The organism is Phaeacidiphilus oryzae TH49 (genome assembly GCF_000744815.1).
Taxonomy (GTDB): domain Bacteria; phylum Actinomycetota; class Actinomycetes; order Streptomycetales; family Streptomycetaceae; genus Phaeacidiphilus; species Phaeacidiphilus oryzae.
In genome coordinates, this window is the sequence record NZ_JQMQ01000005.1 from 3,281,559 (window position 1) to 3,308,204 (window position 26,646).

The following is a 26,646-nucleotide window of genomic DNA, read 5'->3' on the forward strand; positions in this document are numbered from 1 at the left end:
TCCTCCTCGGCCCCCTGCTGGGGAACCCTACGCGACTAGGCCTCCCCCAGGGCCTCGGCCAGCGTCTTCGCTGCTCGCTCGGCGTCCGCGAAGCGGGTGTAGAGGGGGGTGAAGCCGAAGCGGAGGACGTCCGGCGGGCGGTGGTCGACGACGACCCCGCGGCGCTGCAACTCGGCGGTGAGGGCGAGGGCGTCGGGGCAGCGGAGGGCGATCTGGCTGCCCCGCCGGTCGTGCCGCTCCGGAGTCAGGTTCCGCACGCTGCCGTCGGCGAGGGCCTTCGGCAGGTACTCCCGCACGCAGTGGACGAAGAAGTCGGTGAGGGCCAGGGACTTCTCGCGGATCGCGGTGATCTCCGCGGCCGGCTCGTCCCAGACGTCCAGCGCGGCGTCCAGGGCGAGGAGGGAGAGGATGTCCGGGGTCCCGACCCGGCCCCGCAGGGCGCCCTCGGCGGGGGTGAACTCCGGGGCCATCCCGAAGGGGTCGCGGTGCGAGTTCCAGCCGGGCAGCGGGGAGCGGAAGTCCGCCTGGTGCTCGGGCGCGACATACAGGTAGGCGGGCGCGCCCGGGCCGCCGTTCAGGTACTTGTAGGTGCAGCCGACGGCGAGGTCCACGCCGTGCTCGGCGAGGCCGACGGGGAGGGCGCCGCCGCTGTGGCAGAGGTCCCAGAGCGAGAGGGCGCCGGCGGCGCGGACGGCCGCCGTGATGCCCGGCAGGTCGCGGAGCTCGCCGGAGCGGTAGTCCACGTGGTTGACCAGGGCCACGGCGGTGCGCGGGGTCAGCGCGTCCGGGATCTCCCCGGCGGGCAGCACGCGGAGGGCGCAACCGGTCAACTCGGCGGCGGACTGGGCGATGTAGCCGTCCGTCGGGAAGGTGGACTCGTCGACCAGCACCTCGTTCCGCCGCGGGTCGCGGGCGGCGGCCAGGCGGACGCCGCCGACCACGGCCTTGAAGACGTTGACGCTGGTGGAGTCGGCGACGACGGTGGTGCCGGGGGCCGCGCCGAGGAGCGGGGCGATCCGGTCGCCGACCCGCTGGGGCGCCTCCCACCAGCCGCTCTCGGTCCAGGAGCGGATGCGGAGGCGGCCCCACTCGTGGCCGACCACCTCGGCGAGGCGGTCGGGGACGGAGCGGGGCAGGGCGCCCAGGGAGTTCCCATCGAGGTAGACCTCCCCGTCGTCGACGTGGAAGCGGTCCCGCAGGGGGGCGAGGGGGTCCGCGGCGTCTTTCGCGGTGGCGGCGGTGCGCAGGCTGCTCATGGGGGAATCCTTTCCCCCGCCCCGGCTCACCCGGAAACCGGGGCCGCTGCCGGGGCCGCCGCCGGGGCCGCCGCGGGAGTCACGGCCGGCGCCGCCGGGGTCACCTCCGGGACGCCCGGCTACGTCGCGAAGTCCGCGGGCGGCGGCGTCGGGGCGCCCGGCAGCACGACGGCGGCCAGCGCGCCCGGTTCCGCGCGGTCCATGGTGACCTCCCCGCCGATGTCGCGGACGGTCTGCGCCACGATGGCCAGCCCGAGTCCGGAGCCCGGCATCTGACGGGCCGACGGGGAGCGCCAGAAACGCTCGAAGACATACGGGAGTTCGTCCTGCGGGATGCCGGGGCCGCGGTCCCGCACGGTCAGCCGGCCATCCCGCAGGACGACGTCGATCCGCCCGTCGGACGGGCTGAACTTCACCGCGTTGTCCAGCAGGTTCATCACCGCCCGTTCCAGCGTGTGCGGATCGGCGCGGACGTACCACGGCTGGAGGTCGGTCTCGAAGGTGATCGCCGGTCCGCGCAGCTTCGCCCGGTCCAGCGCCCGCGCGACCAGGTCGTGCCAGGGCACCACCTGCAGCGGGGCGGACCCCTGCGGCCGGCTCGGCCGGGCCAGTTGGAGGAGGTCGCCGATGAGCGTGGACAGCTCCACCATCTGCGCCTTCATGTTCCGGATCAGCCTGGACCTGGTCTCCACGGGGAGGTCCCGGCCGCTCTCCTCGGAGCGCACCAGCAGGTCCACGTTGGTGCGCAGCGAGGTCAGCGGGGTACGCAGCTCGTGCCCGGCGTCCGCGATCAGCTGCGACTGCCGCTCCCGGGAGCTGGCCAGCGCGGTGCTCATGGAGTTGAAGGACTCGCTGAGCCGGGCGATCTCGTCCTCGCCCTCCACCGGGATGGTGGTGCCCACCTCCTCGGTGCGGGCGATGTGCTCGACCGCCTCGGTCAGCCGGTCCACGGGCTTGAGCGCGGTCCGGGCGACGAAGAGGCCGGCCGCCCAGGCGCCCATGATCACCAGGGCGGCGACCGCGATCAGGATCACCGCGAGCCTTCGCAGCTCGGCGGTCACCGGCCCGAGGTCCTGGGTGTAGGCGACGGCGGCGTTCCCGATGTCCTGGCCGGTGGTCCTGTCCACCAGGTCGCCGACGCTCTGTACGTAGACCCGCACCTTGGTGCCGGCCCGGGTGACCCCGTCGTGGTAGCTGGAGACGGCGCCCGGTCCGCGGGTCCCGGAGGCGGCGGCGGCGATCTCGTGGCTGCCCGGCTGGAGGGCGCGGTCGTCCGCGGCCGACGGACAGGCCACCGTGCCGTCCGCCAGGATCAGGGTGGGGGTGGTGGTCGGCGCACCGAAGATCCCCTGGCCGCCGCCCGCGCCGATGGTGCAGGCCTGCTGGATCTTGTGTTCCAGGTCCTGGGTGTTGTTGAGTCCGCTGGCGCTCTGCCGCAGCGTCTGGTCGACCTCTCCGATCATGGCCGATCGTGCGGCGAAGAAGCTGGCGAAGGCGCAGAGCGCCACCGCGATGGTCACCGCGACCGCGGTCAGTATCGACAGCCGGGTGCGCAGCGGGCGCCGGGTGAACCACCCCTGCCGGGGGCGGCCCTCCTCCCGGTCCGCGAGGACCTCGTCCTGCTCCTCCTCCGCAGGCTGCCCGGCCCCCGGCTCCCGCTCCTCCCCCGTGCCCCCGGTCACGCCGACCGCTCGGGCGCGCGCAGGGCGTAGCCGACGCCGCGCACGGTGTGGACGAGGCGCGGCATGCCGCCGGCCTCGGTCTTGCGGCGGAGGTACATCACGTACACGTCGAGGGAGTTGGAGGACGGCTCGAAGTCGAAGCCCCACACCGCCTTGAGGATCTGCTCCCGGGTCAGCACCTGGCGCGGATGCGCGAGGAACATCTCCAGCAGCATGTACTCGGTGCGGGTCAGCTCGATCGACCGGCCCGCCCGGGTCACCTCCCGGGTGGCGGTGTTCATCCGCAGGTCGTGGAAGGCCAGCACCTGCTGGTCGACCGGGTCGGCCTCCGCGGCCGTGGCGCCGACCAGCGCGTTGCGCCGCAGCAGCGCCCGCACCCGGGCCAGCAGCTCGTCCAGCTCGAACGGCTTGGGGAGGTAGTCGTCCGCGCCGACGTCGAGCCCGGTGACCCTGTCCCCCACGGCGTCCCGCGCGGTGAGCATCAGCACCGGCACATGGTCGCCGCGGCCCCGCAGCCGGCGGACCGCGGTGAGTCCGTCGAGCCGCGGCATCATGATGTCCAGCAGCACCAGGTCCGGCTGCCGCTCGGCGATCGCGTCCAGCGCCTCGATCCCGTCCGAGGCGGTGCTGACCTGGTAGCCCTCGAAGGCGAGGCTGCTCTCCAGGGCATCACGCAGGGCCGGCTCGTCGTCCACCACCAGGATGTGGGAACGCCTCTCCGCGTCGCCGTCGCCGGCCTCGGAGAACTCAGGCCCGTAGGGCGCCGTCATCGTGGGACTTCCTTCGTGGGCTTCGTCGGATTCCGGTGCGGCCCGCCGAAGCGTCGCAGGGATCTGCGCCGTCCGGCGGGCTGCCACCATTCTTACTGCGCGGGGCGGGCCGATGCGGTCAGGACGTGATCGAGTGACCGGCCTGGAGTTGCCCGAGCACGGCCTTCACGGAGTCGATCGGGATGGCGAACCCGAGCCCCACGCTGCCCGCCTCGCTGCTGGAGCCGCCGGAGCCGCCCGAGCCGGAACCGGACGAGGAGGAGCTGTACATCGCCGAGTTCAGGCCGATCACCTCGCCGTTGGAGTTGAGCAGCGGACCGCCGGAGTTGCCGGGGTTGAGCGAGGCGTCGGTCTGGATCGCGCTGTAGGTGGCGGTGGTGCCGGCGTCCGAGGAGCCGGAGCCGGAGGACCCGCCGAAGCCGCCGAAGCCGCTGCCGCCGCTGCCCTCGCCCTCGCTCTGCCCGGGCCAGGTCGGCCAGCCGAAGCCGCCGTTGTTCTGCGTGGTCCCCTCGTCCACCTGGACGGTGACCTTGCGGTTCAGCGCGCTGACGATGCCGCTGGTGACGGTGCCGGTCAGGCCGTCCGGGTTGCCGATGGCGACCACCTGGTCGCCGACCTGGACCTTGCCGGAGTCGCCGAGCGATGCCGCCTTGAGGCCGCTGACCCCCTCGGCCTGGATCACCGCGACGTCCAGCTTGGGGTCGGTCCCGACGATCTTGCCGGTGGCGGTCTTGTTGTCGCTGAACGTTATCTTGATCGTCCCGCCGTTGTTCACCGCGGACGAGATGACGTGGTAGTTCGTCAGGATCTGCCCGCCGGAGGTGAGGACCACGCCGGTGCCGGTGTCCTCCTCGCTGCTGGAGGTGACGTCGATCTGCACCACGCTCGGGGTGACGGCGGCGGCGATCGCCGCGGTGGTGTTGGTGGACTTGCTGTCGGAGGTGACCACCGCTCCGGTGGTGTAGGTGCCGCCGCCCGAGTTGTGCGAGGTGATCAGGCCGCCCGCGGCCCCGCCGGCCAGCGCGGCCACCACGGCGACCGCGGCCACCAGCAGCGCGGGCTTGCGCAGCCGGGCGCGCCTGCGCGGGGCGGGCGCCGCGCCCGCGGAGCCGTCCGGCCCCTCGGCGCCGAAACCGGCCCAGCCGCCGCCACCTGGCGTTCCCGGGCCGCCCGCGCCGCCCTGCGGGGCCCCGCCGCCGGCGGCGTTCCCGGCCGCGCCCCAGCCGGCCGCCGCCGAGGCGTAGGGGGCTCCGGCGTCGGAGGAGGCGGGCGCGCCCTCGTGGCCGTCCGCCGCGCGGCTGCCCGGCGCGGGCGGCGGGAAGGCCGCCAGCCGGGCGGTCTCGTCCTCGCCCGCGGCGGACGCCGCCGCGCCGCCGCCGAAGTCCTCGCGGTAGGTGTACGGGCGAGGGGCCTCCGGGGCGCCCTGGTACTCGACGTACCCGGAGCCCGGCCGCTGGTCGGCCTGCGGCCGGCCGGAGTGCTGGTGGCCGGAGTGCTGGTGGTCGGCCGCACGGGAGTCACCGGCGGCGGATGCGAAGTCGTTCGCGCCCGGTTCGGGGGCGCCTGCGGAGTTCCGGTACGGCTCGGTCATGGGACCAAGGTCCCCAGTGAACATGAGAGGTCCCTGAGAGCCTGCTCAGAAGCCCGCGAGAAGCCGGGACGCCGGGTGAGAGCGGCCTGAGCGGCGGTCAGGTCCGCCGCCCGGGGGCCCGGCGGTCAGTCGCCGCAGCCGCAGGAGCGGCGGACCACCAGCCGGCTCGGGAAGCGCCGCACCCGCGGGGTGTCCGACCCGGGCACCAGCAGGGAGTCGTCCAGCACCAGGTCGACGGCGGTGCGCGCCATCGCGTCCCGGTCGGTGGCCACCGTGGTCAGCGGCGGATCGGTGAAGGCCGCCTCGGCGATGTCGTCGAAGCCGGCCACCGCCAGGTCCTCCGGCACCCGCAGCCCCACTTCGCGGGCCGCCCGCAGCACGCCGACCGCCTGGTCGTCGGTGGAGCAGAAGAGCGCCGGCGGCCGCTGCGGCGAGCGCAGCAGGTCGACGGCGAAGCGGTAGGCGCCGTAGCGGTCGAAGGGCGCGTCCAGCAGCCGGCCCTCGGTCGGTATGCCGGCTCCCCGCAGCGCCCGGGCCCAGCCCTCGATGTGGTCCACCACCGGGTCCCCGGGGGCGGGGGACGCGACCGGGCCGCCGAAGCAGGCCACGTACGGGTGGCCGTGGCCGAGGAGGTGGCGGGTGGCCTGCTCGGCCCCGCCGATGTCGTCGGTGACCACCGCCGCGTCGTCGCGCTCGCCGCCGGGCTGCGGGGCCCTGTGCAGCAGCACCACCCGGGCGTCGCCGTGCGCCCTGAACTCCTCCGCGGCCGACTCCGAGGGGCCCTGGCTGACCAGGATCAGCCCGGACACCCGCATGCCGAGGAAGGCCCGGATGTAGTGCAGCTCGCGCTCGCCGGTGTAGTCGGAGTTGCCGATCAGCACGAGCTTCCCGCGCTCGGAGGCAACCCGCTCCACGGCGTGCGAGAGCTCGGCGAAGAACGGCTGCCGGGCGTCCGGCACCACCATGCCGATCAGGTTGGTGCGCCGGCTGGCCATCGCCTGGGCCACGCTGTTGGGCCGGTAGCCGAGCTGGGCGATGGCGGCGAGGACACGCTCGCGCGTGGCCGGGGCGACCGGACGCGGGCCGTTGTTGATCACGTAGCTGACGACCGCGGTGGAGGTCCCGGCCAGTTTCGCCACATCATCCCGCGTCACCCTGGCCACACGCCGAGTCTACGCGGGTCGCGTCGCCCCGGCGCGGGCATGGCGGGCAAGCGGGTGGGGGCTCCCCTGGGGGCTCCCCTGGCGGCTCAGCGCGACTTGCTCGGCTGCCGCCGCGCGGTCGCCGCGGCCCGCGTCTCCTGGTCCGACGCACCGCCGGAGTCCGGCTGCCCGGCCTCCGCCTCGACGGCCTCCGTCCCGACGGTCTCGGCCTCGGCGTCCGGCTTGCCGTCCGCCTTCTCCTTGTCCATCACCACGAAGCGGTAGCCGACGTTGCGGACCGTGCCGATCAGCTGCTCGTGCTCGGGGCCGAGCTTGGCGCGCAGCCGCCGGACGTGGACGTCCACCGTCCTGGTGCCGCCGAAGTAGTCGTAGCCCCACACCTCCTGGAGCAGCTGGGCCCGGGTGAAGACCCGGCCCGGGTGCTGCGCCAGGTACTTGAGCAGCTCGAACTCCTTGAAGGTGAGGTCCAGGACCCGGCCCTTCAGCTTGGCGCTGTACGTGGCCTCGTCCACCGACAGATCGCCGTTGCGGATCTCCATCGGGCTGTCGTCCTGCGTGATCTGCGCCCGCCCCATGGCCAGCCGCAGCCGGGCCTCGACCTCGGCCGGACCCGCGCTGTCCAGCAGCACGTCGTCCACGCCCCATTCGGCGGTCACCGCGGCCAGACCGCCCTCGGTGACCACGAGCAGGACGGGGGCGCCGGGGCCGGTGGAGCGCAGCAGCTGGCAGAGGCTCCGTACATGCGGCAGGTCGCGGCGGCCGTCGACCAGGATGACGTCCGCGCTGGGCGCGTCCATCAGGGCCGAGCCTTCGGCCGGGGCCACCCGCACGTTGTGGAGGAGGAGGCCGAGGGCGGGCAGCACCTCGGCGGACGGTTGGAGGGCGTTGGTGAGCAGCAGCAGAGAACTCATACCCGGTTAGTCCCCTTTCCGGGCGGTCGCGTACGCCGCGGCACGGCCGCCGCCGGCCGGGCGAGAGGAGGGTCGGACCGGCCGACGCCCAGGCTGCGCGGGCAGTCGCCCCCGGTGCCGGGTCGAGGTCCCGCAACCTCGTCCTCTGCAGCGGTGGCGTGCTTCATCGACGGCTGGCTGGTGACGCCGGCGAGTCTGCCCATGCGGTGCCTTCCGGTCGGGGCGCAGCGGGCGGCGGCCCGCGGCTGTCCGGCTAGTGCGCACGGCTGTCCGTTTCCGGTCACCGAAAGCACAAAGGGACCCGGGGGCGACTCTGCCCGGATCCCTTAGCCGGAGAGAATAGCCCACATGAACCCCGCAGCGAAGGCCTCGACCGGCCAAGGAACGCCTGCGCACGGCGCCGATCCGGTCGCCGGGCGCCCCCTCGGGAGCGATTCCGCGGGAGCGCCCGCGCCCTCCCCAGCGCCCTGGCGGACGGCCGCGGAAGCGCTGCTGACCACGGCGGACGGCGTCCGCATCCACGCCGAGCACCGGCCGTACGCGCCGGACCCGGACCCGGACTCCGCGCCGGATTCCGCGCCGGACCCCGCCCCGGAAGGCGGGGAGCCGGAGCGAGCGGCCGCGGACGCAGCCGCGGCGGCGGCCGGTAGCACGGCGATCGTGGTCGTCCACGGCTTCACCGGAGCCGTGGAGCGCCCGGCGGTGCGCCGCGCGGTCGCCGAGTTCCGCCGGCACGCGGGCGTGGTCACCTTCTCGATGCGCGGACACGGCCGCTCCGGCGGGCGCTCCACGGTGGGCGCCCGCGAGGTGCTGGACCTGGACGCGGCGGTCGGCTGGGCGCGCTCGCTCGGCTACCGGCGGATCGTCACCGTCGGCTTCTCGCTCGGCGGCGCGGTCGCGGTGCGGCACGCGGCGGTCTGCGGGGAGCCCGGGCGGGTGTCGGCGGTGGCCGCGGTGAGCGCCCCGGCCCGCTGGTACTACCGGGGAACGCTGCCGATGCGGCGGCTCCACTGGGTGGTGATGCGGCCGCTCGGCCGCGTCGTCGGCCGGCTCGGGCTGAAGACCAGGATCGACGCGGTGCCGTGGCCGGACTCCACCGGCGGCGGCCGGCCCCTGGACTACGAGCCCTCCGTGCGGCGGTACGGCGAGCCGCTGCCGCCCACCGGCGCGGCCGCCCTGCTGCCCGCCCGGGGCGTGCGCCTGCTGGTGGTGCACGGGGACGCGGACCCGTACTTCCCGCTCGACCACCCGCGCTCGCTGGTCGACGCCTACGACCGGCAGGCGGCCGGAGGACCGGCCGCCGAGCTGTGGATCGAGCACGGCTTCGGGCACGCCGAGAACGCCGCCCCGGGGCCGCTCCTGGAGCGGATCGGACGCTGGCTGGCGGGCCCTCCGACGGGCGCGGCGTGACGGGGCCGGGCCCGGACCGCCATGATGGCGGACCGACCGGTGTGCCCGCCGGGCCAGGAGGAGAGGGGCTGAGATGACGGCAGTTCTGCCGACCGGGACGATCCGGTACTGGGCGGCCGCCAAGGCCGAGGCCGGCACGGCCGAGGAGCCGTACCGGGCGGCGACGCTCGCCGAGGCGCTGGACGCGGCCCGGGCGGCGCGGGCCGACCGGCCGGGCTTCGCCTCGGTGCTCAGGCGCTGCTCGTTCCTGGTCGACGGGGTGGCCGTCGGCAGCCGGGAGCATTCGAACGTCGAACTGACCGAGGGCGGCACCGTCGAGGTGCTGCCGCCCTTCGCGGGCGGGTGAGAGATCCAGTGAGCACCGACGACGCCTACCCCCAGCAGCGCGCGTGGGGCGCGCCCCAGGAGTGGCCGCAGGAGCCGCGCCCGGCGGCGCCCGGGGAGGGCTACTGGGGGGCGCCCCAGACCCCGCACGGCCAGCAGGCCCAGGACCCGTACGCGCCCGCGGCCGGCGGCCAGTGGCCGGCGCCGCCGCAGGGCGGGGCGCCGGTCGGCGGGGTGCCGTGGGGCGAGGGGACGCCGTTCTCGCAGGTCGTGCCGGAGCAGCCGGGGCACGCCGGCCCGGGGGTGACGGTGCCCCCGAGGCCGCCGCCGCGCCCGGCGGCCCCCAGGTCGGCCTGCCCTGGGGCGAGGAGGCGGCGGCCGCGGTCGGCGCGGAGCTGGACGAGGCCGGGTACGTCTGGGGGCTCCCCCAGCACCCGCGACAGCAGCAGCACCCACAGCAGCCGCAGCAGTACTCGCAGCAGCAGCACCACCCGTACTCCCAGCAGCAGTACTCGCAGCAGCCGCCGCAGCAGCAGCCGTACCCCGGAGGCCCCGCGGCCGTGGCCGCGCCCACGGCCGGTGCGGGGTACGCCGGGTACGCCGAGAGCCCCGCGGGCGCGGGGTACCGGGAGCAGCCGGCGTACCCGGGCAGCCCGGCGGCCGGACCGGCGGAGTCCGGCGCCGGCTTCGCCTGGGGCCAGGCGCCCACCGCGGCCGGCGGCGGCGCCCCCTCGCCCCGACGGCGGGCCCCGCGACGCCTGCGCAGCCCCCGGCGGCCGGTGGCCGGCGTACCGGTTCGCCGATCATCGACCCGGGGCTGGAGTCCGCCGCCGGAACCCTCCTCCTCGCGGTGGTGCTCTCCGGCACGGCCGCGCTCGGCAGGCCGGCGCTGGCCGTGGGCGTGGTGCTGCTGCAGGCGGTGACCGCGGCCGGCTGGTTCCGGCTGAACGGGATGTGGCCGGCCCGGCAGGGCATCCTGCTGGCCTTCCTCGGCGGCCTGGTCGCGGACGCCGGGGCGCTCTTCGCGGCCGGCGGCGGGGCCGCCCCCGGCGCGCTGCTCGGCGCTCTCGGGGCGTTCTTCCTGCTGGTCCTGGTGCTCCAGGTGTTCCGGCCCTCCGACCCGGACGAGCGCTTCTACGCGCTGACGGTCTGCGCCTCCGCGACCGTGGTGACGGTGCTCGCGGGCGGCTTCCTGGCCGCGCTTGGCACCGCGCACGGAAAGGACACCGTGGTGGTCGGCGCGCTGGCGGCCGCCTTCTCCGCGATGTTCGCCGCGCTGGCCGCGCGGGCGCTGCCGGCCAAGGCCGCCTTCGCGATCGGCTGGGTGGTGGCGCTGGCCGCCGGGATCGCGCTCGCCTCGGCGGCCGGACTCGGCGCGGGCCCCGGCTCGGCGCTGGGCGCGGTGGCCGGCGCCTGCGGACTGCTCGGGCGGCGGGTGGCGGCGTTCGACTTCCCCTCGCGGTTCGTCCACCGCACCGCCGGGGTCGCGCTGCCGCTCGCCTGCGCCGGCCCGCTGGTGCTCCTCCTGGGCGTTCTCGGCTGACCGCCGGGGGTCGCCCGCCGGGTCTGACGGGCCGTCAGCCGCACCGTGGCCTCTCATGGCCATGGTGCATGATGTCGGTCACGCAACCGTCGAGCGTCCGTTCGCCCTCTCTTGACTCAAGAGAACGCACCAGGAACCGAGGAGTCCAGTCCCATGCGGGCCTTGCGCCGTTTGATCATCACCCTGGTCGTGCTCTGCGCGCTGTTCGTGGCGGCGGACCGGATCAGCGTGGCGGTCGTCCAGGGGAAGATGGCGAGCAGGATCCAGGCCGCCGGAAACCTCAGCAGCAAGCCCGACCTCAGCATCAGGGGCTTTCCGTTCCTGACCCAGCTGGTCGCCAAGAAGCTGGACGACGTGAAGGTCTCCGCGAACGACCTGACGCTCAGCGACGGCTCGGGCGCCCAGGTCACGATCCGCTCGATCGACGCGGACCTGCGCGGCGTGCTGCTCCAGAACGGCTACAGCTCGGCGACCGTGCAGAACGGCACCGGGAGCATCCTCCTCTCCTACGCGGACGTCTCCAAGGCGATGGGCCACGGGCTGAGCTTCGCCTACGGCGGCGACGACCGGGTGCGGATCTCCGGGCAGGTCACCTGGCTGGGCATCCAGATCAAGGGCTCCGGCCGGGCCGGCCTCAAGGTGCTCAGCGGGGACTCGGTGGCGCCGACCGACATAAGCGTGGACAAGCTGACCGGCGCGGGGGTCTCGCTGCTGCCCGGCGACCCCAAGTCGGTGGTGAAGCAGCTCTTCGACACCTCCTTCAAGATCCCGAACATCCCCGCCGGGCTGAGCCTGGAGTCGGTGGAGGCCCGGCCGGACGGAGTGCTGGTGAGCCTCTCCGGATCGAACCTGAAGCTCAATCAGTGAGACCGGAATCCTGATTCCGTCCGCATTCCGAGACGCGGCCCGCGCGCCCACCGATCGGCCCCCGTTCCACCCCCGTATGTCCGGGTCCGGCCGCGGATGCCGCGACCTGGGGCGATGCCCGTGAGAGCAGCGTCGGCCCCACTCGTTCCCACATAGTGGATGATTTTGTCTCACCCATCGAACTACCGATGACAGACCGGGCGTTGCTTCCCTAGCATCGGGGTCATGACGCGACAGGCGGATCTGACGAAGCGGCGGGCGGTGGACCTGTGCCGCGTCTCCGCCTGCCTGTGTCGCAGCTTCTGAGTTCCCTCGCGCGGTAGAGCGTCCCGCTGGGACGGGTCCGCTCCCGCAACTCCTTGATCATCCATTGTGCGTTCCGGCATTCGGACCGTCCGGCCCCTGCGGTCGGCCGTTGGCCGCGGACACAGCACCTTCCGCTACTGCCCCGGAGGAGAAGCACCATGAGCCGCAGTGACGTCCTGGTGGACGCCGACTGGGTCCAGGCCCACCTGGACGACCCGAAGGTCGTCCTCGTCGAGGTCGACGAGGACACCGCCGCCTACGACAAGAACCACATCCGCAACGCCGTCCGGATCGACTGGAAGAAGGACCTCCAGGACCCGGTCCGCCGCGACTTCGTCGACCAGGCCGGCTTCGAGAAGCTGCTGTCCGCCAAGGGCATCGCCAACGACGACACCGTCGTCCTCTACGGCGGCAACAACAACTGGTTCGCGTCCTACGCCTACTGGTACTTCAAGCTGTACGGCCACGGCGACGTCAAGCTCCTCGACGGCGGCCGCAAGAAGTGGGAGCTGGACTCCCGCGACCTGGTCGACGGCTCCGAGGTGCCGAACCGTCCGGCCACCGAGTACAAGGCCAAGGCCCAGGACACCTCGATCCGGGCCTTCCGGGACGACGTGGTGGCCGCCATCGGCTCGCTGAACCTGGTGGACGTCCGCTCCCCCGACGAGTTCTCCGGCAAGCTGCTGGCCCCGGCCCACCTGCCGCAGGAGCAGTCGCAGCGCCCCGGCCACGTGCCGAGCGCCCGCAACATCCCGTGGTCCAAGTCGGCCAACGACGACGGCACCTTCAAGTCGGACGACGAGCTCCGCGAGCTGTACACGGAGGAGGGCGTCGACCTGGCCAAGGACACCATCGCGTACTGCCGGATCGGCGAGCGCTCCGCGCACACCTGGTTCGTGCTCCACGAGCTGCTCGGCCAGCCCAACGTGAAGAACTACGACGGTTCCTGGACCGAGTACGGCAGCCTCGTCGGCGTGCCGATCGAGCTCGGCGCCAACAAGTAAGGGAGAACACCACCATGTGCGGTGCGAAGGCCGGAGGCCCCGACCTGGCAGGAGTCGACGTGGCCGGTGAGACCATCATCCAGGGCTCGGTCACCAAGGACGGTCAGCCGGTGAACGGCTACGTCCGGCTCCTCGACGCGGGCGGCGAGTTCACGGCCGAGGTCCCGACCTCGGCGACCGGGCAGTTCCGCTTCTTCGCCGCGCCGGGCCAGTGGACCCTGCGGGCGCTGGTGCCGGGCGCGACGGTCGACCGTGCGGTCGTGGCCCAGCAGGGCGCGCTCGCGGAGATCGAGATCGCGGTCTGAGAGGCGTCCACCGCGCCCCCGAACGGCTCGCCCCCCCGGGCGGCGGTTCGGGGGCGCGGTGCTGTGTTCCGCCAACCGGCCTCCTTCCCACGGGTGTTCCCACCGGCGTGCGCGGCGGCGGTGTTCTCAGGTGGGTGTCTCAGGTGGGTGTCTCAGGGGTGGTGTCATACCGCAGGAGGAGACGCGAGGTGCGGGCGTACCTCTGACGGCTGCCCGGTGAACCAGCACCCCGGCGCATGGATTCGCCGCCGGCGTCCCAGAGGATGGTGACGGTCGAAGTGAACCCTCACCACCGGACTGGAGTGCCGAGTGTCAACGACTCAGCAGCAGGCTTACGCCTCGGGAGCCGCCCGCACAGAGGTCGCCGCCCGCGCCGAAGGACTCACCAAGGTGTACGGCGAGGGCGAGACCCGTGTGGTCGCGCTGGACGGCGTCTCCGTCGAGTTCCGCCGCGGCGAGTTCACCGCGATCATGGGGCCCTCGGGCTCCGGGAAGTCCACCCTGATGCACTGCATGGCGGGCCTGGACTCGATATCGGGCGGCTCCGCCACCATCGGCGACGTCGAGCTCAGCAGGCTCAAGGACAAGAAGCTCACCAAGCTCAGGCGGGACCGGATCGGCTTCGTCTTCCAGGCCTTCAACCTGGTGCCGACGCTCACCGCGCTGGAGAACATCACCCTCACCCTGGACATCGCCGGCCGTAAGCCGGACATGGAGTGGCTGGAGCGGATCGTCGCCACCGTCGGCCTCGCCGACCGGCTGAAGCACCGCCCCGGCCAGCTCTCCGGCGGACAGCAGCAGCGCGTGGCCTGCGCCCGCGCGCTGGCCGGCCGGCCCGAGATCGTCTTCGCCGACGAGCCCACCGGCAACCTGGACTCCCGTTCCGGCTCGGAGATCCTCTCCTTCCTGCGCGCCTCCACCCGCGACTTCGGCCAGACCATCGTGATGGTCACCCACGACGCCGGCGCCGCCGCCTACGCGGACCGGGTGCTCTTCCTGGCCGACGGCCGGATCGTGGACGAGCTGGCGAACCCCACCGCGGACAGCGTCCTCGAGCGGATGAAGCAGTTCGACGCCAAGGGCCGCACCAGCTGACGCTGCTGACGATCCGTCACCCGTCCACCCACCGCTTCCCGCAGAAGGACACCCACCGATGTTCCGCACAGCGCTGCGCAATGTGATGGCGCACAAGCTGCGGCTGCTGATGACGATGCTGGCCGTGCTGCTCGGCGTCGCCTTCGTCGGCGGCACCCTCGTCTTCACCTCGACCCTGGACCAGGGCCTGAGGGACTCGTACGCCAAGAACTACACCGGTCTGGCCGTCTCGGTCTCCGCCGACTCGACCGGCACCAAGGCCGGCCCGGGCGGCGGCCGCGACGCCGGCAACCCGCTCACCACCAAGGCCACCGGCATCGACCAGGCCACCTACCGCAAGCTGGCGGCGCTGCCCGGGGTGGGCTCGGCCGAGCCCACCGTCAGCGGCTTCACCGCGGTGGCGGACGCCAAGCACGACGCGATCGGCAGCGGCTGGGGCACCAAGGGCGCCAACTGGTCACCCGGCGCGGACGGCCAGGACTCCCGCTACGCCTTCACCTCCGGCCACGGCCCGAGCGGCCCGGGCGAGATCGCCCTCGACAGCAAGACCGCGGCGAAGGGCGGCTACCACGTCGGCGACACCGTCGACGTCTCCGTCGACGGCCCGGTCCTCCACGAGAAGCTGGCCGGGATCTTCACCACCTCCGACGGGGCGGTGAAGGCCGGCGGGACGCTGACCCTCTTCGACGACGCCACCGCGCAGAAGCTCTTCCTCGCCCCCGGCCTCTACGACCGGGTCGACCTGAAGAGCTCGGCGGGCCAGCAGCAGCTGCTCTCCGAGGTGGACCCTGTGATCGCGGGCAAGCCGGGGCTGAGCGCCGAGACCGGGCAGAAGCTCGTCGACGACCAGGCGAAGGCGATCTCGTCCAGCATGTCGACGATGAACACCGTCTTCCTCTGCTTCGCCGGGGTGGCGCTGTTCGTCGGGATCTTCCTGATCGCCAACACCTTCACCATGCTGGTCGCCCAGCGCACCCGGGAGCTGGCGCTGCTGCGGGCGGTCGGCGCCTCGCGCCGGCAGGTCACCCGCTCGGTGCTGTTCGAGGCGGTCCTGGTCGGCCTCCTCTCCTCGGTGGCCGGTTACGCGGTCGGCATCGGCCTCGCGATCGGCATGCGGTCGGTGATCAACGCCACCAGCGGCGGCAGCCTGCCGGACAACGCCCCGGTGATCACCGTCGGCTCGGCCGCGGTCTCGCTGGTGATCGGCGTGCTGATCACCGTGCTCTCGGCCTGGCTGCCGGCCCGGCGGGCGGCGAAGATCCCGCCGGTGGCGGCGATGAGCAGCGTGGACGCCCCGCCGAAGCAGCGTTCGCTGATCGTCCGGAACACCCTCGGCCTGGTCGTGGCCTGCGGCGGCGGCGCGCTGATCGCGCTGGGCCTGGCCTCGCACAGCTGGTCCACCAACCGCCAGGCCGCGACGGTCGGCGCCGGGGCGGCGCTGCTGCTGGTCGGGCTGATCGTGCTGACCCCCCTGGTCTCCCGGCCGGTGATCGGCTTCTTCACCCCGCTGCTGGCCGCCTTCGGCGTCTCCGGCCGGCTGGCGAAGCGGAACTCGCTGCGCAACCCGCGGCGTACCGCGGCCACGGCCACCGCGCTGATGATCGGGCTCACCCTGATGAGCGCGATGGGGGTGGTCACCACCTCGCTGAAGAGCGGCATCGCCAGCGCGGCGACCGACGGGATCCGGGCCGACTACGAGATCTCCAACGGCAACTTCCGGCCGCTGGACGGCTCCGTGGTGGCCGCCGTGAAGAAGGTGCCGGGCGTGCAGGCGGCCACCGGGCAGAGCTCGGTGCCGGCCGCGATCGGCGGGCACACCGTGCGGACCACGGCGATGGACACCTCGGTCTTCACCCAGCTGTTCAACGTGACCACGGTGAGCGGGTCGATCTCCGGCCTGAGGTCCGATCAGATCGCCGTGGACCAGAAGGTCGCCACCCGGAACCACTGGACCCAGGGCGAGCGGCTGCCGATCACCCTGCCGGACAAGACGGTGAAGGCCGTGGAGGTCGCCGGGGTCTATCCGCATCAGACCATGTCCCCGGACGTCTACGCGGACAACTCGCTGTTCAAGGGGCATGTGTTCCGGAACACCGTGGACTCGGTGACGGTCAGGGCCGCGCCGGGCAAGGCGGGCTCGCAGCTGCAGAGCGCGATCAAGGCGGCGCTGGGCGACAGTCCGGTGATCCAGGTGCAGACCAAGAGCGACCTGCTGAACAGCTTCGACGCGACCATCGACCGGATCCTGTACATGGTCTACGGGCTGCTCGGGATGTCGGTGATCGTCGCGGTGATCGGCGTGGTCAACACCATGGCGATGTCGGTCTTCGAGCGGGCCCGGGAGATCGGGATGCTGCGGGCGATCGGCCTCGACCGGCGGCGGGTCAAGCGGATGGTGCGGCTGGAGTCGCTGGTCATCGCGGTCTTCGGGGCGCTGCTCGGGCTGTCCGCCGGGACGTTCCTGGCCTGGGCCTGCGGCCGGATGATCACTCCGCACTTCTCGACGTACCAGATGGTGCTGCCGTGGTCGCAGTACGCGGTCTTCGGGGTCGCCGCGCTGGTGGTCGGCGTGGTCGCGGCGATGTGGCCGGCCCGGCGGGCGGCCCGGCTGAACGCCTTGCAGGCGATCAAGACCGACTGACGCGCGGGCGCTCGCGGGGGCGGGGCTCGGGGTTCTCTGTCCCGGCCCCGCCCTCTCGCCGTGTCCCCGCGCCCCTGGATCGCCCTTCGGGCTCACCGGGGCCCGCGGCGTACGGTGAAGGTATGGCCACCAGGAAGCAGGCGTACTTCGGGCTGATGGGCACGTGCATTCTGCTGATCGTGCTCGCGTGGAACGTCGTCCGGTTGTGGTCGGTCACCGCGGCGGTGGTGATGAGCGCGGTCGCCCTGGTCATTCCGCCGGTCGCGGCGATCGTCGCCAACCGGCGCGGGCCGGACGACAAGTGGTGGGACGAGAAGTAGCCGGCGTCAGTAGACGAGCGCCTGGACCTCGTCCGCCATGATCTCGCTGACGAAGACCTGCGCTCCGGCGATGCGGACGCCCGCCAGGACGTCGTCCTGGACGATGCCCCGCCGCGCGGCGCACTGGGTGCAGAGGGTGACCGTGCCGCCGCCGGCCAGGACGGCGTCCAGCAGGTCCGGCAGCGGAGCGGAGTGCGGGAGCTCGAACTCCGCCGCGCGCCCCGGCAGTGCGAACCACGCGGACTCGCCGGTCAGCCAGAGCGACACGGGCACCCCGCTCGCCGCGGCCACCGAGGCCACGGTGAACGCCTGGGAGCAGCGCTCGGGAGCGTCCGCTCCGGCGGTGACCTTCACGACCAGCTTCTTCTGCATGGGCGTCACCCTAGGCCCTGTCCGCCGTGGGCGATCAACCGGCGGCTAGACTTCCGCTGAACCGAGAGCCTGATGACCTCGACGAGGAGTCCGCGCACCATGCCTCTGTCCTACTACTACGACATCCTCCTGGCGATCATGGCCGTGGCGATCATCTGGTTCGCGGTCTACGCCGTCGCCAAGCTCTTCCAGGGCCAGCGCTGACCTTGCCTTCGCGGGCTCGCCCGATCCGCCGGTACGGTTGAGACATGCAGATCGAGATCCCCGACGGCCTCCACAAGGACGTCGTTCCGCTGGCCTTCCTGCTCGGCACCTGGCAGGGCGCCGGCGTTTTCGACTTCCCTGGGTCGGAGAAGTGCAACTTCGGCCAGGAGGTCGTGTTCCGCCACGACGGCCGGCCGTTCCTGGAGTACCGCTCCCGCAGCTGGGTCCTGGACGACCAGGGTGAGCGGGTCCGCCCGCTGGAGTCCGAGGCCGGCTTCTGGCGGATCACCAAGAACGCCGACGGCACCTCCGGCGCCCGGGAGATCGAGTTCTCCTCCGTCCGCGACGACGGCACGGTGGAGATCTGGTACGGCGAACTCGCCGACGGCAAGCCGCAGATCGACCTGGCCACCGACGCGGTCGCGCGGATCGAGGGCGCGCCGGGGTACAGCGGCGGCAAGCGGCTGTACGGTCTGGTGGGCAACGGCGACGAGGCGGACCTGGCCTGGGTCGGCGAGAAGGCCGCCCCCGAGGTGCCGCTGCGCCCGTACATGTCGGCGCAGCTGAAGAAGGTGCTCAACCCGGCGCAGCTGGTGAAGGACGTCGCGGACCTGCCGGACGACGGGATCGCCTTCTTCCGCTGAGGCGGCGCTCGCTGAAGTGCTGGAGTGAGGAGGGGGTGCGCGTGGCAGCCACCGACTGGAAGTCCGACCTGCGCCGGCGCGGATACCGGCTGACCCCCCAGCGGCAGCTGGTGCTGGAGGCGGTCGACGTCCTCGGGCACGCCACCCCCGACGACATCCTCAACGAGGTCCGCAGAACCGCCTCCGGGATCAACATCTCCACCGTCTACCGGACGCTGGAGCTGCTGGAGGAGCTGGGCCTGGTCTCGCACGCCCACCTCGGCCACGGCGCCCCGACCTACCACCTCGCGGACCGGCACCACCACATCCACCTGGTCTGCCGGGAGTGCGGAAAGGTGACCGAGACCGACGTCTCGGTCGCCGACCCGCTGATCCGGGCGCTGCGCGAGCAGCAGGGCTTCGAGACGGACATGAAGCACTTCGCCATCTTCGGCCTCTGCGCCGACTGCGCCGCGAAGGCGGAGGCCGAGGCGAAGGCCGAGGCCGAGGCGGAGGCGCCGGGCGGCTCTGACTGAGCGCCCGCGGGGAACGTACGCTGGGCGCATGAGTGCGCAGAGGAACCCGCAGAGCCCGCTGCTCGGCACGCCCGGTGCGGTACCCGCCGAGGGCCAGGACGACGGGGTCGCCGCCCACTACGGCGACTTCTTCCGCGAGCAGCGCGATCTGGCCGCCGGCAACGCCTTCGTCGACCTGTCGCACCGCGGGGTGCTGACGGTCTCCGGGCCCGACCGGCTCCCCTGGCTGCATCTGCTGCTCACCCAGCACGTCAGCGAGCTGCCGCCGAACCAGGCCGCGGAGGCCCTGGTGCTCTCCCCGCACGGGCACGTCGAGCACGCCCTCTACCTGGTGGACGACGGCGAGACGACCTGGATCCACGTCGAGCCGGGGACGCAGCAGGAGCTGCTGGCGTACCTGGAGAAGATGCGGTTCATGTACCGGGTGGAGGCCGTCGACGCGACGGACGCGTACGCGGTGGTCTTCCTGCCCGCCGGCTCCACCGCCGACCTCGGCCCGGCCGCCGCGGTGCGCGAACTCCCCTACGGGCGCGACCTGTTCGTCCCGCGCGAGCGGCTCGCCGAGGCGGTCCGCGGCTACGGCGGCCCGGCCGGGATCTGGGCCTACGAGGCGCTGCGGATCGAGGCCCACCGGCCGCGGCTGGGCTTCGAGACCGACCACCGCACCATCCCCCACGAGGTCGGCTGGCTGGAGACCGCGGTGCACCTGAACAAGGGGTGCTACCGCGGGCAGGAGACGGTGGCCCGGGTGCACAACCTCGGGCGCCCGCCGCGCCGGCTGGTCTTCCTGCATCTGGACGGCACCGAGGAGAAGCTGCCGCCGCACGGGGCGGAGGTGCGGCTGGACGACCGGACGGTCGGGTTCGTCACCTCCTCCGCCCGGCACCACGAGCTGGGGCCGGTGGCGCTGGCGCTGGTGAAGCGGAACACGCCGGTGGACGCCACGCTGCTGGCCGGGTCCGTACCGGCGGGCCAGGAGGTCGTCGTCGCGCCGTGACGGCGGGGCGGGGCGGGACGCCGGGGGGTGGATCCACCTCCCCTAGAACTCCAGGAGCACCGTGAACGGGCCGTCGTTGGTCAGCGAGACCTTCATGGCGGCCCCGAAGCGCCCGGTCTCGACGGTGGCGCCCAGGCCGCGCAGCTGCGCCACCACCTCGTCGACCAGCGGTTCGGCCACCGGGCCCGGGGCGGCCGCGTTCCAGGTCGGGCGGCGGCCCTTGCGGGCGTCGCCGTACAGCGTGAACTGGCTGACCACCAGCAGCGGGGCGTTCAGGTCGGAGCAGGACTTCTCGCCGTCGAGCACCCGCAGGCTCCACAGCTTGCGGGCCATCAGGGCGGCCTTCTCCGGGGTGTCGTCGTGGGTCACCCCGACCAGGACGCAGAGCCCCGGGCCGAGGATCTGCCCGACGGTCTCCCCGTCCACGGTCACCTGAGCTTCCGTCACCACCTGAGCCACTGCGCGCATGCGGGGTATTCTCCCCGACCGGCCGAGGATCGCCGGACCAGGGTGGCCGCCCGGACGACGGGAGGGGCTTGCGGCGATCCGGTCGCGCCGCAGAGTGCGCCATGCCGCGCCCGCTACCTCCCCGCACGCCGCCGCCCCACCTCGGACGTTGGCCGTACGCAGGGAATATGCGCCGGTCGTATGAAGCGCCCGTTATTCGCCACGGGACCGTTCGGGTGCCGGTGCGGCTGGAGAAACGTGGCGGGGGTGGCACCATGCAGTCGTGGACTACCCGAGCCGAATCGGCGCCGACCTCAGCCTCCTCGGCCTCGAAGAGCTGCGCGCCATGCGCCGCACCGCGGGCGAGGAGGAGGCCGACCTCTCCTATCTGCGCCGACTGCTCCAGGGCAGGCTGGACATCCTGCGCGCCGAACTGGACCGCCGGGCCGGCACCGCCCCCTCCCCCGCCCCCGGCGGGGAGGCCCCGCTGCTCCTCGACCAGCTGCCGCGGATCCTCGCCGACCTGCCCTCCCGGGTGCGCTCCTCCGCCCGGCACGTGACCCTCGGCACCCCGCGCGGGCAGCGCTACCGCGCGCTCGCCGACGCTCTGATGGGGGAGGTCGAGCTGGCCGATCTGGACGGCAGGGACGACGGCGAGCTGCGGGCCGCCTGTGCCCGGCTGAGCGCCTACGAGCGGGAGGTCTCCGGGCAGCGGCAGCAGCTCCAGGGGATGGCGGACGAGTGCGGCGCGGAGATCACCCGCAGGTACCGTGAAGGGGAGGCGCACGTCGACGACCTGCTGTCGGACGGGTGACCTCGCTCCACGTCCACGCTCGTCCGGAAGGCCCCGCGCGCCATGGCACTCGCCCACGCCTACATCTCCGACCTCCCCGCGGCGCCGATACTCGCCGAGGTCGTCCGCTCAGGTTTCGTCGAGGGCTGCCACCGCGGCTCGCTGGTGGCCCTCGCCGCCGACGGCTCGGTCGAGTTCGCCCTCGGCACACCGGAGGCCCCGGTCTACCCGCGGTCCAGCAACAAGCCGGTGCAGGCGGTCGCGGTCCTGCGGACGGGGCTGCGGCTGGCCGGCGAGCAGCTGGCGCTGGCGGCCGCCAGCCACTCTGGAGAAACGTTTCACCTGGAGGGCGTGCGAAAGGTGCTCGCCGACCACGGGCTGACCGAGGACGACCTGCGCAACCCCGTCGACCTGCCGATGGACCCGGTCGAGGCGGAGGCCTGGATGCGTGCCGGGCGGGAGCGCGACCGGCTGGCGATGAACTGCTCCGGGAAGCACGCGGCCATGCTGGCGGCCTGCCGGGGGCGCGGGTGGGACCTGGAGTCGTACCTGGCGCCCGAGCACCCGCTCCAGGTCGAGGTGCGGGCGGCGCTGGAGGAGCTCAGCGGGGAGACGGTGGCCTCGGTGGGCGTCGACGGCTGCGGAGCGCCGCTGATGGCGGTCTCGCTGATCGGGCTGGCGCGGGCCTTCCGGGCCATGGCGCTGGGGGCCGAGGGGTCGGCCGAGCGCCGGGTCGCGGACGCGATGCGGGCCCACCCGGAGTACGTGGCCGGGACGCGGCGGACGGACACCTGGCTGATGCGGGGGCTCCCCGGGGCGGTCGCCAAGATCGGCGCCGAGGGGGTGCAGGCGCTGGCGCTGGCGGACGGGCGGGCGCTGGCCTTCAAGCTGGACGACGGCGCGGAGCGGGCCCGGGGGCCCGTGCTGGCCGCCGCGCTGCGGCGGATGGGGGCCGCCGCCGAGGACGGCCTGCTCGATCGGCTGGGCGCGGCGCCGCTGCTGGGCGCGGGCGCGGTGGTGGGCGCGGTGCGGGCGACGTTCTAGTCCTCCGTCCCGGGCCCTGAGCTGCGCCTGTGGCGCTACCTCCGGGGCGCGGGGGCTGCGTACGCTCGGGGCATGGTTACCGGGATCAGTGAGATCGAGAGCCTCGGCGGGGACGACGTGGCGGGCGTGGAAGCGCTGCTGGCGCGGGCCGCTCGGGAGGATGGGCGGCCCGCCGTCTCCGAGCAGGGGCGGCTGCGGCTGCGGCGGGAGACCGCCGGCGTACGGCATCTGCTGCGGCGGGACGAGGCCGCCGAGCTCGTCGGATACGCGCAGGTCGACGGGGGGACCGGGGAGCTCGTCGTGGATCCGGGGGCCCGCCGGCGCGGGCATGGGCGGGCGCTGCTGGACGCCGCGCTCCAGGCCGGCGGCGAGGAGTTCTGGGCGCACGGCGGCCACCCCGGCGCCCGCCGGCTGGCCGAGGAGCACGGGCTGGCGCTGGTCCGCGAGCTGCGGCAGATGCGGCGGCCGCTGGCCGGCCTGGCGGACCTGCCGGAACCGGTGTTCCCGGAGGGTGTGCGGGTCCGTACCTTCGTGCCCGGTGAGGACGACGCGGCCTGGCTGGCGCTGAACGCCGCCGCCTTCGCCCACCACCCCGAGCAGGGCTCCTGGACCGAGGAGGACCTGAAGGACCGGCTCGCGGAGCCGTGGTTCGACCCCAAGGGCTTCTTCCTCGCCGAGCGGGCGGAGGACGGGCGGCTGATCGGGTTCCACTGGACGAAGGTCCACGAGGAGCCCGGCGAGCCGCCGATCGGCGAGGTGTACGTGGTGGGCGTGGACCCGAACGCCCAGGGCGGCGGGCTCGGCCGGGCGCTGACCGCCGTCGGGCTGCGGCATCTCGCCGGGGACCGCGGCCTCTCCGCCGTTCTCCTCTATGTGGACGCGGACAACACGCCCGCCGTCCGGGTCTACGAGAGAATGGGGTTCACCGTCCACGAGGTGGATCTGATGTACGGACGGCAGTGAGTCGGTAGGCGCGCGGAGCACCCTGTCGCGACCATCCCGGCTTTCCTGTTGGCCACGCCGTATTTACCGTGGATTCAACCGCCGTTGCGAAGATCACGGAATGAGTCTCACCGTGACAGGGAGTCTCCCGCGCCGAACCCATCCGCTGGAGGAAGCCATGGCCGCTCCCGTGCACCCCCCGGCGCATCCGCAGCCGGCCGCGGTCGGGCCGGGGTCCGACGCCGAGCCGCTGCCCGACGACCGCTTCCTGGACCGGGAGCGCAGCTGGCTGGCGTTCAACGAGCGGGTGCTCGAACTCGCCGAGGACGCCGCCACGCCGCTGCTGGAGCGCGCCAAGTTCCTGGCCATCTTCGCGAGCAACCTGGACGAGTTCTTCATGGTCCGGGTCGCCGGGCTGAAGCGCCGGATCGCCACCGGGGTCGCCCAGCGCTCCGCCTCCGGCCTCCAGCCGCGCGAGGTGCTGGACCTGATCTGGACCCGCTCGCGCGAGTTGATGGCCCGTCACGCCGCCTGCTTCCAGCAGGACGTGCAGCCGGAGCTGGCCGCCCAGGGCATCGAACTGGTGCGCTGGGGCGAGCTGACCGACAAGGAGCAGGGGCGGCTGCTCACCCTGTTCCGGCAGCAGATCTTCCCGGTGCTCACCCCGCTCGCGGTCGACCCGGCGCACCCCTTCCCTTACATCTCGGGCCTCAGCCTCAACCTGGCCGTGGTGGTGCGGAACCCGGTCTCCGGGCACAAGCACTTCGCCCGGGTGAAGGTGCCGCAGTCGCTCTCCCGCTTCCTGGAGGCCTCGCCCCAGCGGTACGTGCCGCTGGAGGACGTGATGGGGGCCCATCTGGAGGAGCTCTTCCCGGGCATGGAGGTGCTCGCCCACCACGCCTTCCGGGTCACCCGCAACGAGGACCTGGAGGTGGAGGAGGACGACGCGGAGAACCTCCTCAAGGCGCTGGAGAAGGAGCTGATGCGGCGCCGGTTCGGCCCGCCGGTCCGGCTGGAGGTCGAGGAGTCCATCGACCCGTACGTCCTGGACCTCCTGGTGCGGGAGCTGAACATCAGTCAGGCCGAGGTCTATCCGCTGCCCGGACCGCTGGACCTGACCGGTCTGTTCGCGGTGGCCGGCCTGGACCGGCCGGAGCTGAAGTACCCGAAGTTCGTGGCCGGCACCGCCCGCGGGCTGACCGACGTGGAGTCGGCGTCCGCGCCGGACATCTTCGCGGCGGTGCGCGAGCGGGACGTCCTGCTCCACCACCCCTACGACTCCTTCTCCACCTCCGTGCAGGCCTTCCTGGAGCAGGCCGCCGCGGACCCGGACGTGCTGGCCATCAAGCAGACGCTGTACCGGACGTCCGGTGACTCGCCGATCGTGGACGCGCTGATAGACGCGGCCGAGGCGGGCAAGCAGGTGCTGGTGCTGGTCGAGATCAAGGCGCGGTTCGACGAGCAGGCCAACATCAAGTGGGCACGGAAGCTGGAGGAGTCCGGCTGCCACGTGGTCTACGGGCTGGTCGGCCTGAAGACCCACAGCAAGCTGTCGCTGGTGGTCCGTCAGGAGGGCGACGTGCTGCGGCGGTACGCCCACGTCGGCACCGGCAACTACCACCCGAAGACGGCCCGGCTGTACGAGGACCTCGGCCTGCTGACCTGCGATCCGCAGGTGGGCGCGGACCTCAGCGACCTCTTCAACCGGCTTTCCGGCTACTCCCGGCGGGAGTCGTACCGGCGGCTGCTGGTGGCTCCGCGCTCGCTGCGGCAGGGCCTGGTCTCCCGGATCCACGACGAGATCGACCACCATCTGGCCGGGCGCCCGGCGCGGGTCCAGATGAAGCTCAACTCGGTGGTCGACGAGGCGGTCATCGACGCCCTCTACCGGGCCTCCCAGGCGGGGGTGCCGGTGGACGTGTGGGTGCGCGGCATCTGCGCGATCCGGCCCGGGGTCCCCGGGCTCAGCGAGAACATCAGGGTGCGCAGCGTGCTGGGGCGCTTCCTGGAGCACTCCCGGGTGTTCGTCTTCGCCAACGGCGGCGACCCGGAGGTCTGGATCGGCAGCGCCGACATGATGCACCGCAACCTGGACCGGCGGATCGAGGCCCTGGTGCGGGTCACCGACCCGGCCCACCGGGCCGAGCTGGCCGGGCTTCTGGAGCTGGGGACGGCCGACGACACCGAGTCCTGGCATCTGGGACCGGACGGCAGCTGGCAGCGGCACTCGGTGGACGAGGAGGGGCGCCCGCTGCGCAACGTGCAGGAGCTGCTGATCGAGTCCCGGCAGCGGAGCCGGCGAGTGGCCGAATGGGGCCCGCGTGGCCGCTCGGTCTGAGCGGGCGGTGCGGTACCGCGAGGGGGCGGGCGGGACGACGGACGTGTCGGGCGGGGCGGAAACGGGCGGGACGGAGCGGATGAAGGATGCCAGGCCGGGCGCTGCGGGCGCGCGGATGACCCAGGGGGGCGGCGCCGGAGGGGACGGCGGCACCGTGGGCGAGCTGCTCGGGGGGCGGCTCGCGGAGGCGGCGGAGGCGTTCCTCCGGGCGGCCAGCGCGATGGGCGGGAGCGGGCCCGACGCGATGGCGCTGCGCGCCGCGGTGCGGGGGCTGTCGCCGCTGCTCACGGTCTTCGGGCCGCTGCTCAACCGGTCGGTGGCCGATCCACTCCGCTCCGAGCTGGGCTGGCTCGCCGCCGTCCTCGCGCCGGAGCCCGCGTACACCCGGAAGGCGGTGCGGCTGGCCGCGGCGCTGGACGTGCTGGCGCCGGTGAGCGCGGGCGAGAGGGGCGAGAACGGGCCGGGCGGCCAGGGCGGCGCGGAGAGCACGATCAGGCCGGGGGTGCTGGCCGGTCATCCGGGGGTGCCGAAGGCGCGGGCGCTGCTGGAGCGGCAGCTCACCCTGGCCCGCGCCCGGGCCCACACGGCCGCGCTGCAGGAGCTGCGCTCCTCCCGCTTCCACGCGCTGGCCGACCGGCTCAGCCTGCTGGCCTCCGACCCGCCGCTCGCGCTGCCCGAGAACGCGCCCGGGGACGCCGCGCTGCTGCCCTGCCTGGGCGCGGCCTACCGCTCGCTGGCGGCGGCGGTGCGCGAACTGCCGCTGGCCCGGATCACCGTGCCGTACCACGGGGACGCGCTGCGTACCGCGCCGGAGGACCCGGACGAGCCGCGGTGGCGGCGCACCCGCGACCGGGCGCGGGCCGCGCTGCGGGCCCGGGCGGTGTGCGCCCCGCTGCTGGACGAGCTGAGCAACCGTCACCCCACCGGTCTGGACGAGCTGACCGAGCTGCTGGCGATGGCGCGGGAGGCCGCCGAGGCCGCGGCCGGCGCGGCGGCGGCCGCCACCACTCCGCGGATCACCCCCGCGACCGGCTACGTTCTGGGGGTGCTCCACGCCGACCAGCGGATGGCGGTGGAGGCCGCGCGGTACGCGTTCAGCCGCCGCTGGTCCCACCTGGCGCCGGAGTACGACCGGGCGGACACGGAGATGGCGCAGGGGTAG

27 protein-coding genes are annotated in these 26,646 nt (G+C 73.6%); 18 read left to right on the forward strand and 9 right to left on the reverse strand.

Going from position 1 to position 26,646, the window contains the following annotated elements:
- Positions 1-35 precede the first annotated feature (35 nt).
- From BS73_RS18350 to BS73_RS18375, 6 genes are all read right to left on the reverse strand, one after another.
- Positions 36-1,256 (reverse strand): kynureninase, encoded by a 1,221-nt coding sequence (locus tag BS73_RS18350; RefSeq protein ID WP_037573913.1) that lies wholly within the window; start codon positions 1,254-1,256, stop codon positions 36-38.
- A gap of 119 nt (positions 1,257-1,375) precedes the next feature.
- Entirely contained in the window at positions 1,376-2,938 is a 1,563-nt protein-coding gene (locus BS73_RS18355) for a sensor histidine kinase (protein ID WP_084704169.1), read from the reverse strand.
- Positions 2,935-3,708: a response regulator transcription factor gene (locus BS73_RS18360; protein ID WP_051940080.1), complete on the reverse strand. Its 774-nt coding sequence runs from the start codon at positions 3,706-3,708 to the stop codon at positions 2,935-2,937. The genes BS73_RS18355 and BS73_RS18360 overlap by 4 nt, the downstream gene beginning before the upstream one ends.
- Positions 3,709-3,826: 118 nt before the next feature.
- The gene (locus BS73_RS18365; protein ID WP_051940081.1) at positions 3,827-5,299 is read right to left on the reverse strand and encodes a S1C family serine protease; all 1,473 of its coding nucleotides are present in this window, start codon (positions 5,297-5,299) and stop codon (positions 3,827-3,829) included.
- A gap of 125 nt (positions 5,300-5,424) precedes the next feature.
- Positions 5,425-6,462, reverse strand: coding sequence for a LacI family DNA-binding transcriptional regulator (locus BS73_RS18370; RefSeq protein ID WP_037573915.1), 1,038 nt, complete (start codon positions 6,460-6,462; stop codon positions 5,425-5,427).
- 86 nt (positions 6,463-6,548) lie between these two features.
- The gene (locus tag BS73_RS18375) at positions 6,549-7,373 is read right to left on the reverse strand and encodes a response regulator transcription factor (RefSeq protein WP_037573918.1); all 825 of its coding nucleotides are present in this window, start codon (positions 7,371-7,373) and stop codon (positions 6,549-6,551) included.
- 489 nt (positions 7,374-7,862) lie between these two features.
- Between BS73_RS18375 and BS73_RS18380 the strand changes: the two genes are divergently transcribed.
- Both BS73_RS18380 and BS73_RS18385 read left to right on the forward strand, forming a co-directional pair.
- A complete protein-coding gene (locus tag BS73_RS18380; protein WP_235215689.1) occupies positions 7,863-8,783 on the forward strand; it encodes an alpha/beta hydrolase family protein in 921 nt (306 codons plus the stop codon).
- A gap of 73 nt (positions 8,784-8,856) precedes the next feature.
- Positions 8,857-9,129 (forward strand): MoaD/ThiS family protein, encoded by a 273-nt coding sequence (locus BS73_RS18385; RefSeq protein WP_200886711.1) that lies wholly within the window; start codon positions 8,857-8,859, stop codon positions 9,127-9,129.
- A 100-nt stretch (positions 9,130-9,229) separates the two neighbouring features.
- On the opposite strand, the gene BS73_RS18390 is transcribed toward BS73_RS18385, so the two are convergent.
- Positions 9,230-9,595, reverse strand: a complete 366-nt coding sequence (locus tag BS73_RS18390; protein WP_152617648.1) for a hypothetical protein — start codon at positions 9,593-9,595, stop codon at positions 9,230-9,232.
- A 362-nt stretch (positions 9,596-9,957) separates the two neighbouring features.
- On the opposite strand from BS73_RS18390, the gene BS73_RS18395 reads away from it, so the two are divergent.
- The 8 genes from BS73_RS18395 to BS73_RS18425 all read left to right on the forward strand — a co-directional run bounded on the left by BS73_RS18395 (position 9,958) and on the right by BS73_RS18425 (position 17,188).
- Positions 9,958-10,650, forward strand: a complete 693-nt coding sequence (locus BS73_RS18395) for a hypothetical protein (protein WP_051940082.1) — start codon at positions 9,958-9,960, stop codon at positions 10,648-10,650.
- A 162-nt stretch (positions 10,651-10,812) separates the two neighbouring features.
- A complete protein-coding gene (locus tag BS73_RS18400; protein ID WP_161789675.1) occupies positions 10,813-11,517 on the forward strand; it encodes an LmeA family phospholipid-binding protein in 705 nt (234 codons plus the stop codon).
- Positions 11,518-11,742: 225 nt separating this feature from the next.
- Entirely contained in the window at positions 11,743-11,823 is an 81-nt protein-coding gene (locus BS73_RS40980) for an Ms5788A family Cys-rich leader peptide (RefSeq protein ID WP_407675141.1), read from the forward strand.
- A gap of 158 nt (positions 11,824-11,981) precedes the next feature.
- The gene (locus BS73_RS18405) at positions 11,982-12,827 is read left to right on the forward strand and encodes a sulfurtransferase (RefSeq protein ID WP_037573926.1); all 846 of its coding nucleotides are present in this window, start codon (positions 11,982-11,984) and stop codon (positions 12,825-12,827) included.
- A 14-nt stretch (positions 12,828-12,841) separates the two neighbouring features.
- Positions 12,842-13,132 carry a DUF1416 domain-containing protein gene (locus tag BS73_RS18410; protein WP_037573929.1) on the forward strand — a complete coding sequence of 97 codons (291 nt, stop codon included), beginning with the start codon at positions 12,842-12,844 and terminating at the stop codon, positions 13,130-13,132.
- Between the two features lie 309 nt (positions 13,133-13,441).
- The gene (locus BS73_RS18415) at positions 13,442-14,227 is read left to right on the forward strand and encodes an ABC transporter ATP-binding protein (protein WP_037573931.1); all 786 of its coding nucleotides are present in this window, start codon (positions 13,442-13,444) and stop codon (positions 14,225-14,227) included.
- Between the two features lie 58 nt (positions 14,228-14,285).
- Positions 14,286-16,868 carry an ABC transporter permease gene (locus BS73_RS18420; RefSeq protein WP_037573934.1) on the forward strand — a complete coding sequence of 861 codons (2,583 nt, stop codon included), beginning with the start codon at positions 14,286-14,288 and terminating at the stop codon, positions 16,866-16,868.
- Between the two features lie 74 nt (positions 16,869-16,942).
- On the forward strand, positions 16,943-17,188 hold the full coding sequence (locus BS73_RS18425) for a DUF3099 domain-containing protein (protein WP_265736889.1): 246 nt from the start codon (positions 16,943-16,945) through the stop codon (positions 17,186-17,188).
- Between the two features lie 6 nt (positions 17,189-17,194).
- Here BS73_RS18425 and BS73_RS18430 read toward each other — a convergent pair whose 3' ends face one another.
- Positions 17,195-17,560 (reverse strand): DsrE family protein, encoded by a 366-nt coding sequence (locus BS73_RS18430; protein ID WP_037573936.1) that lies wholly within the window; start codon positions 17,558-17,560, stop codon positions 17,195-17,197.
- A gap of 248 nt (positions 17,561-17,808) precedes the next feature.
- On the opposite strand from BS73_RS18430, the gene BS73_RS18435 reads away from it, so the two are divergent.
- Genes BS73_RS18435 through ygfZ form a run of 3 tightly spaced genes read left to right on the forward strand, consistent with a single transcriptional unit; the run spans position 17,809 to position 19,920 of the window.
- A complete protein-coding gene (locus BS73_RS18435; protein WP_037573939.1) occupies positions 17,809-18,408 on the forward strand; it encodes an FABP family protein in 600 nt (199 codons plus the stop codon).
- A 41-nt stretch (positions 18,409-18,449) separates the two neighbouring features.
- Positions 18,450-18,923 (forward strand): Fur family transcriptional regulator, encoded by a 474-nt coding sequence (locus BS73_RS18440; protein WP_037573942.1) that lies wholly within the window; start codon positions 18,450-18,452, stop codon positions 18,921-18,923.
- A gap of 28 nt (positions 18,924-18,951) precedes the next feature.
- Positions 18,952-19,920 carry a CAF17-like 4Fe-4S cluster assembly/insertion protein YgfZ gene (ygfZ, locus tag BS73_RS18445; RefSeq protein ID WP_037573945.1) on the forward strand — a complete coding sequence of 323 codons (969 nt, stop codon included), beginning with the start codon at positions 18,952-18,954 and terminating at the stop codon, positions 19,918-19,920.
- Between the two features lie 42 nt (positions 19,921-19,962).
- Here the strand turns inward: ygfZ and dtd are convergent, their stop codons facing one another.
- Positions 19,963-20,388, reverse strand: coding sequence for a D-aminoacyl-tRNA deacylase (gene dtd / locus BS73_RS18450; RefSeq protein ID WP_037573947.1), 426 nt, complete (start codon positions 20,386-20,388; stop codon positions 19,963-19,965).
- A 325-nt stretch (positions 20,389-20,713) separates the two neighbouring features.
- Here dtd and BS73_RS18455 point away from each other — a divergent pair, with 325 nt between their 5' ends.
- From BS73_RS18455 to BS73_RS18475, 5 genes are all read left to right on the forward strand, one after another.
- Positions 20,714-21,181 carry an RsiG family protein gene (locus BS73_RS18455; protein ID WP_152617870.1) on the forward strand — a complete coding sequence of 156 codons (468 nt, stop codon included), beginning with the start codon at positions 20,714-20,716 and terminating at the stop codon, positions 21,179-21,181.
- Positions 21,182-21,223: 42 nt separating this feature from the next.
- Positions 21,224-22,204, forward strand: a complete 981-nt coding sequence (locus BS73_RS18460) for an asparaginase (RefSeq protein WP_051940085.1) — start codon at positions 21,224-21,226, stop codon at positions 22,202-22,204.
- Positions 22,205-22,276: 72 nt separating this feature from the next.
- Positions 22,277-23,167, forward strand: coding sequence for a mycothiol synthase (mshD, locus tag BS73_RS18465; protein ID WP_037573950.1), 891 nt, complete (start codon positions 22,277-22,279; stop codon positions 23,165-23,167).
- Between the two features lie 100 nt (positions 23,168-23,267).
- Entirely contained in the window at positions 23,268-25,484 is a 2,217-nt protein-coding gene (locus BS73_RS18470) for an RNA degradosome polyphosphate kinase (protein WP_407675027.1), read from the forward strand.
- Between the two features lie 79 nt (positions 25,485-25,563).
- Entirely contained in the window at positions 25,564-26,646 is a 1,083-nt protein-coding gene (locus BS73_RS18475; RefSeq protein ID WP_084704174.1) for a CHAD domain-containing protein, read from the forward strand.

Bases quoted from the DNA above. Each gene is read 5' to 3' on its own strand.
- BS73_RS18350 (WP_037573913.1), bottom strand. From the start codon at position 1,256: ATGAGCAGCCTGCGCACCGCCGCCACCGCGAAAGACGCCGCGGACCCC.
- BS73_RS18430 (WP_037573936.1), bottom strand. From the start codon at position 17,560: ATGCAGAAGAAGCTGGTCGTGAAGGTCACCGCCGGAGCGGACGCTCCC.
- BS73_RS18460 (WP_051940085.1), top strand. From the start codon at position 21,224: ATGGCACTCGCCCACGCCTACATCTCCGACCTCCCCGCGGCGCCGATA.
- BS73_RS18435 (WP_037573939.1), top strand. From the start codon at position 17,809: ATGCAGATCGAGATCCCCGACGGCCTCCACAAGGACGTCGTTCCGCTG.
- BS73_RS18455 (WP_152617870.1), top strand. From the start codon at position 20,714: ATGCGCCGCACCGCGGGCGAGGAGGAGGCCGACCTCTCCTATCTGCGC.
- BS73_RS18405 (WP_037573926.1), top strand. From the start codon at position 11,982: ATGAGCCGCAGTGACGTCCTGGTGGACGCCGACTGGGTCCAGGCCCAC.
- BS73_RS18410 (WP_037573929.1), top strand. From the start codon at position 12,842: ATGTGCGGTGCGAAGGCCGGAGGCCCCGACCTGGCAGGAGTCGACGTG.
- mshD (WP_037573950.1), top strand. From the start codon at position 22,277: ATGGTTACCGGGATCAGTGAGATCGAGAGCCTCGGCGGGGACGACGTG.
- ygfZ (WP_037573945.1), top strand. From the start codon at position 18,952: ATGAGTGCGCAGAGGAACCCGCAGAGCCCGCTGCTCGGCACGCCCGGT.
- BS73_RS18385 (WP_200886711.1), top strand. From the start codon at position 8,857: ATGACGGCAGTTCTGCCGACCGGGACGATCCGGTACTGGGCGGCCGCC.
- BS73_RS40980 (WP_407675141.1), top strand. From the start codon at position 11,743: ATGACGCGACAGGCGGATCTGACGAAGCGGCGGGCGGTGGACCTGTGC.
- BS73_RS18360 (WP_051940080.1), bottom strand. From the start codon at position 3,708: ATGACGGCGCCCTACGGGCCTGAGTTCTCCGAGGCCGGCGACGGCGAC.
- BS73_RS18470 (WP_407675027.1), top strand. From the start codon at position 23,268: ATGAGTCTCACCGTGACAGGGAGTCTCCCGCGCCGAACCCATCCGCTG.
- BS73_RS18475 (WP_084704174.1), top strand. From the start codon at position 25,564: ATGAAGGATGCCAGGCCGGGCGCTGCGGGCGCGCGGATGACCCAGGGG.
- BS73_RS18420 (WP_037573934.1), top strand. From the start codon at position 14,286: ATGTTCCGCACAGCGCTGCGCAATGTGATGGCGCACAAGCTGCGGCTG.
- BS73_RS18365 (WP_051940081.1), bottom strand. From the start codon at position 5,299: ATGACCGAGCCGTACCGGAACTCCGCAGGCGCCCCCGAACCGGGCGCG.
- BS73_RS18375 (WP_037573918.1), bottom strand. From the start codon at position 7,373: ATGAGTTCTCTGCTGCTGCTCACCAACGCCCTCCAACCGTCCGCCGAG.
- dtd (WP_037573947.1), bottom strand. From the start codon at position 20,388: ATGCGCGCAGTGGCTCAGGTGGTGACGGAAGCTCAGGTGACCGTGGAC.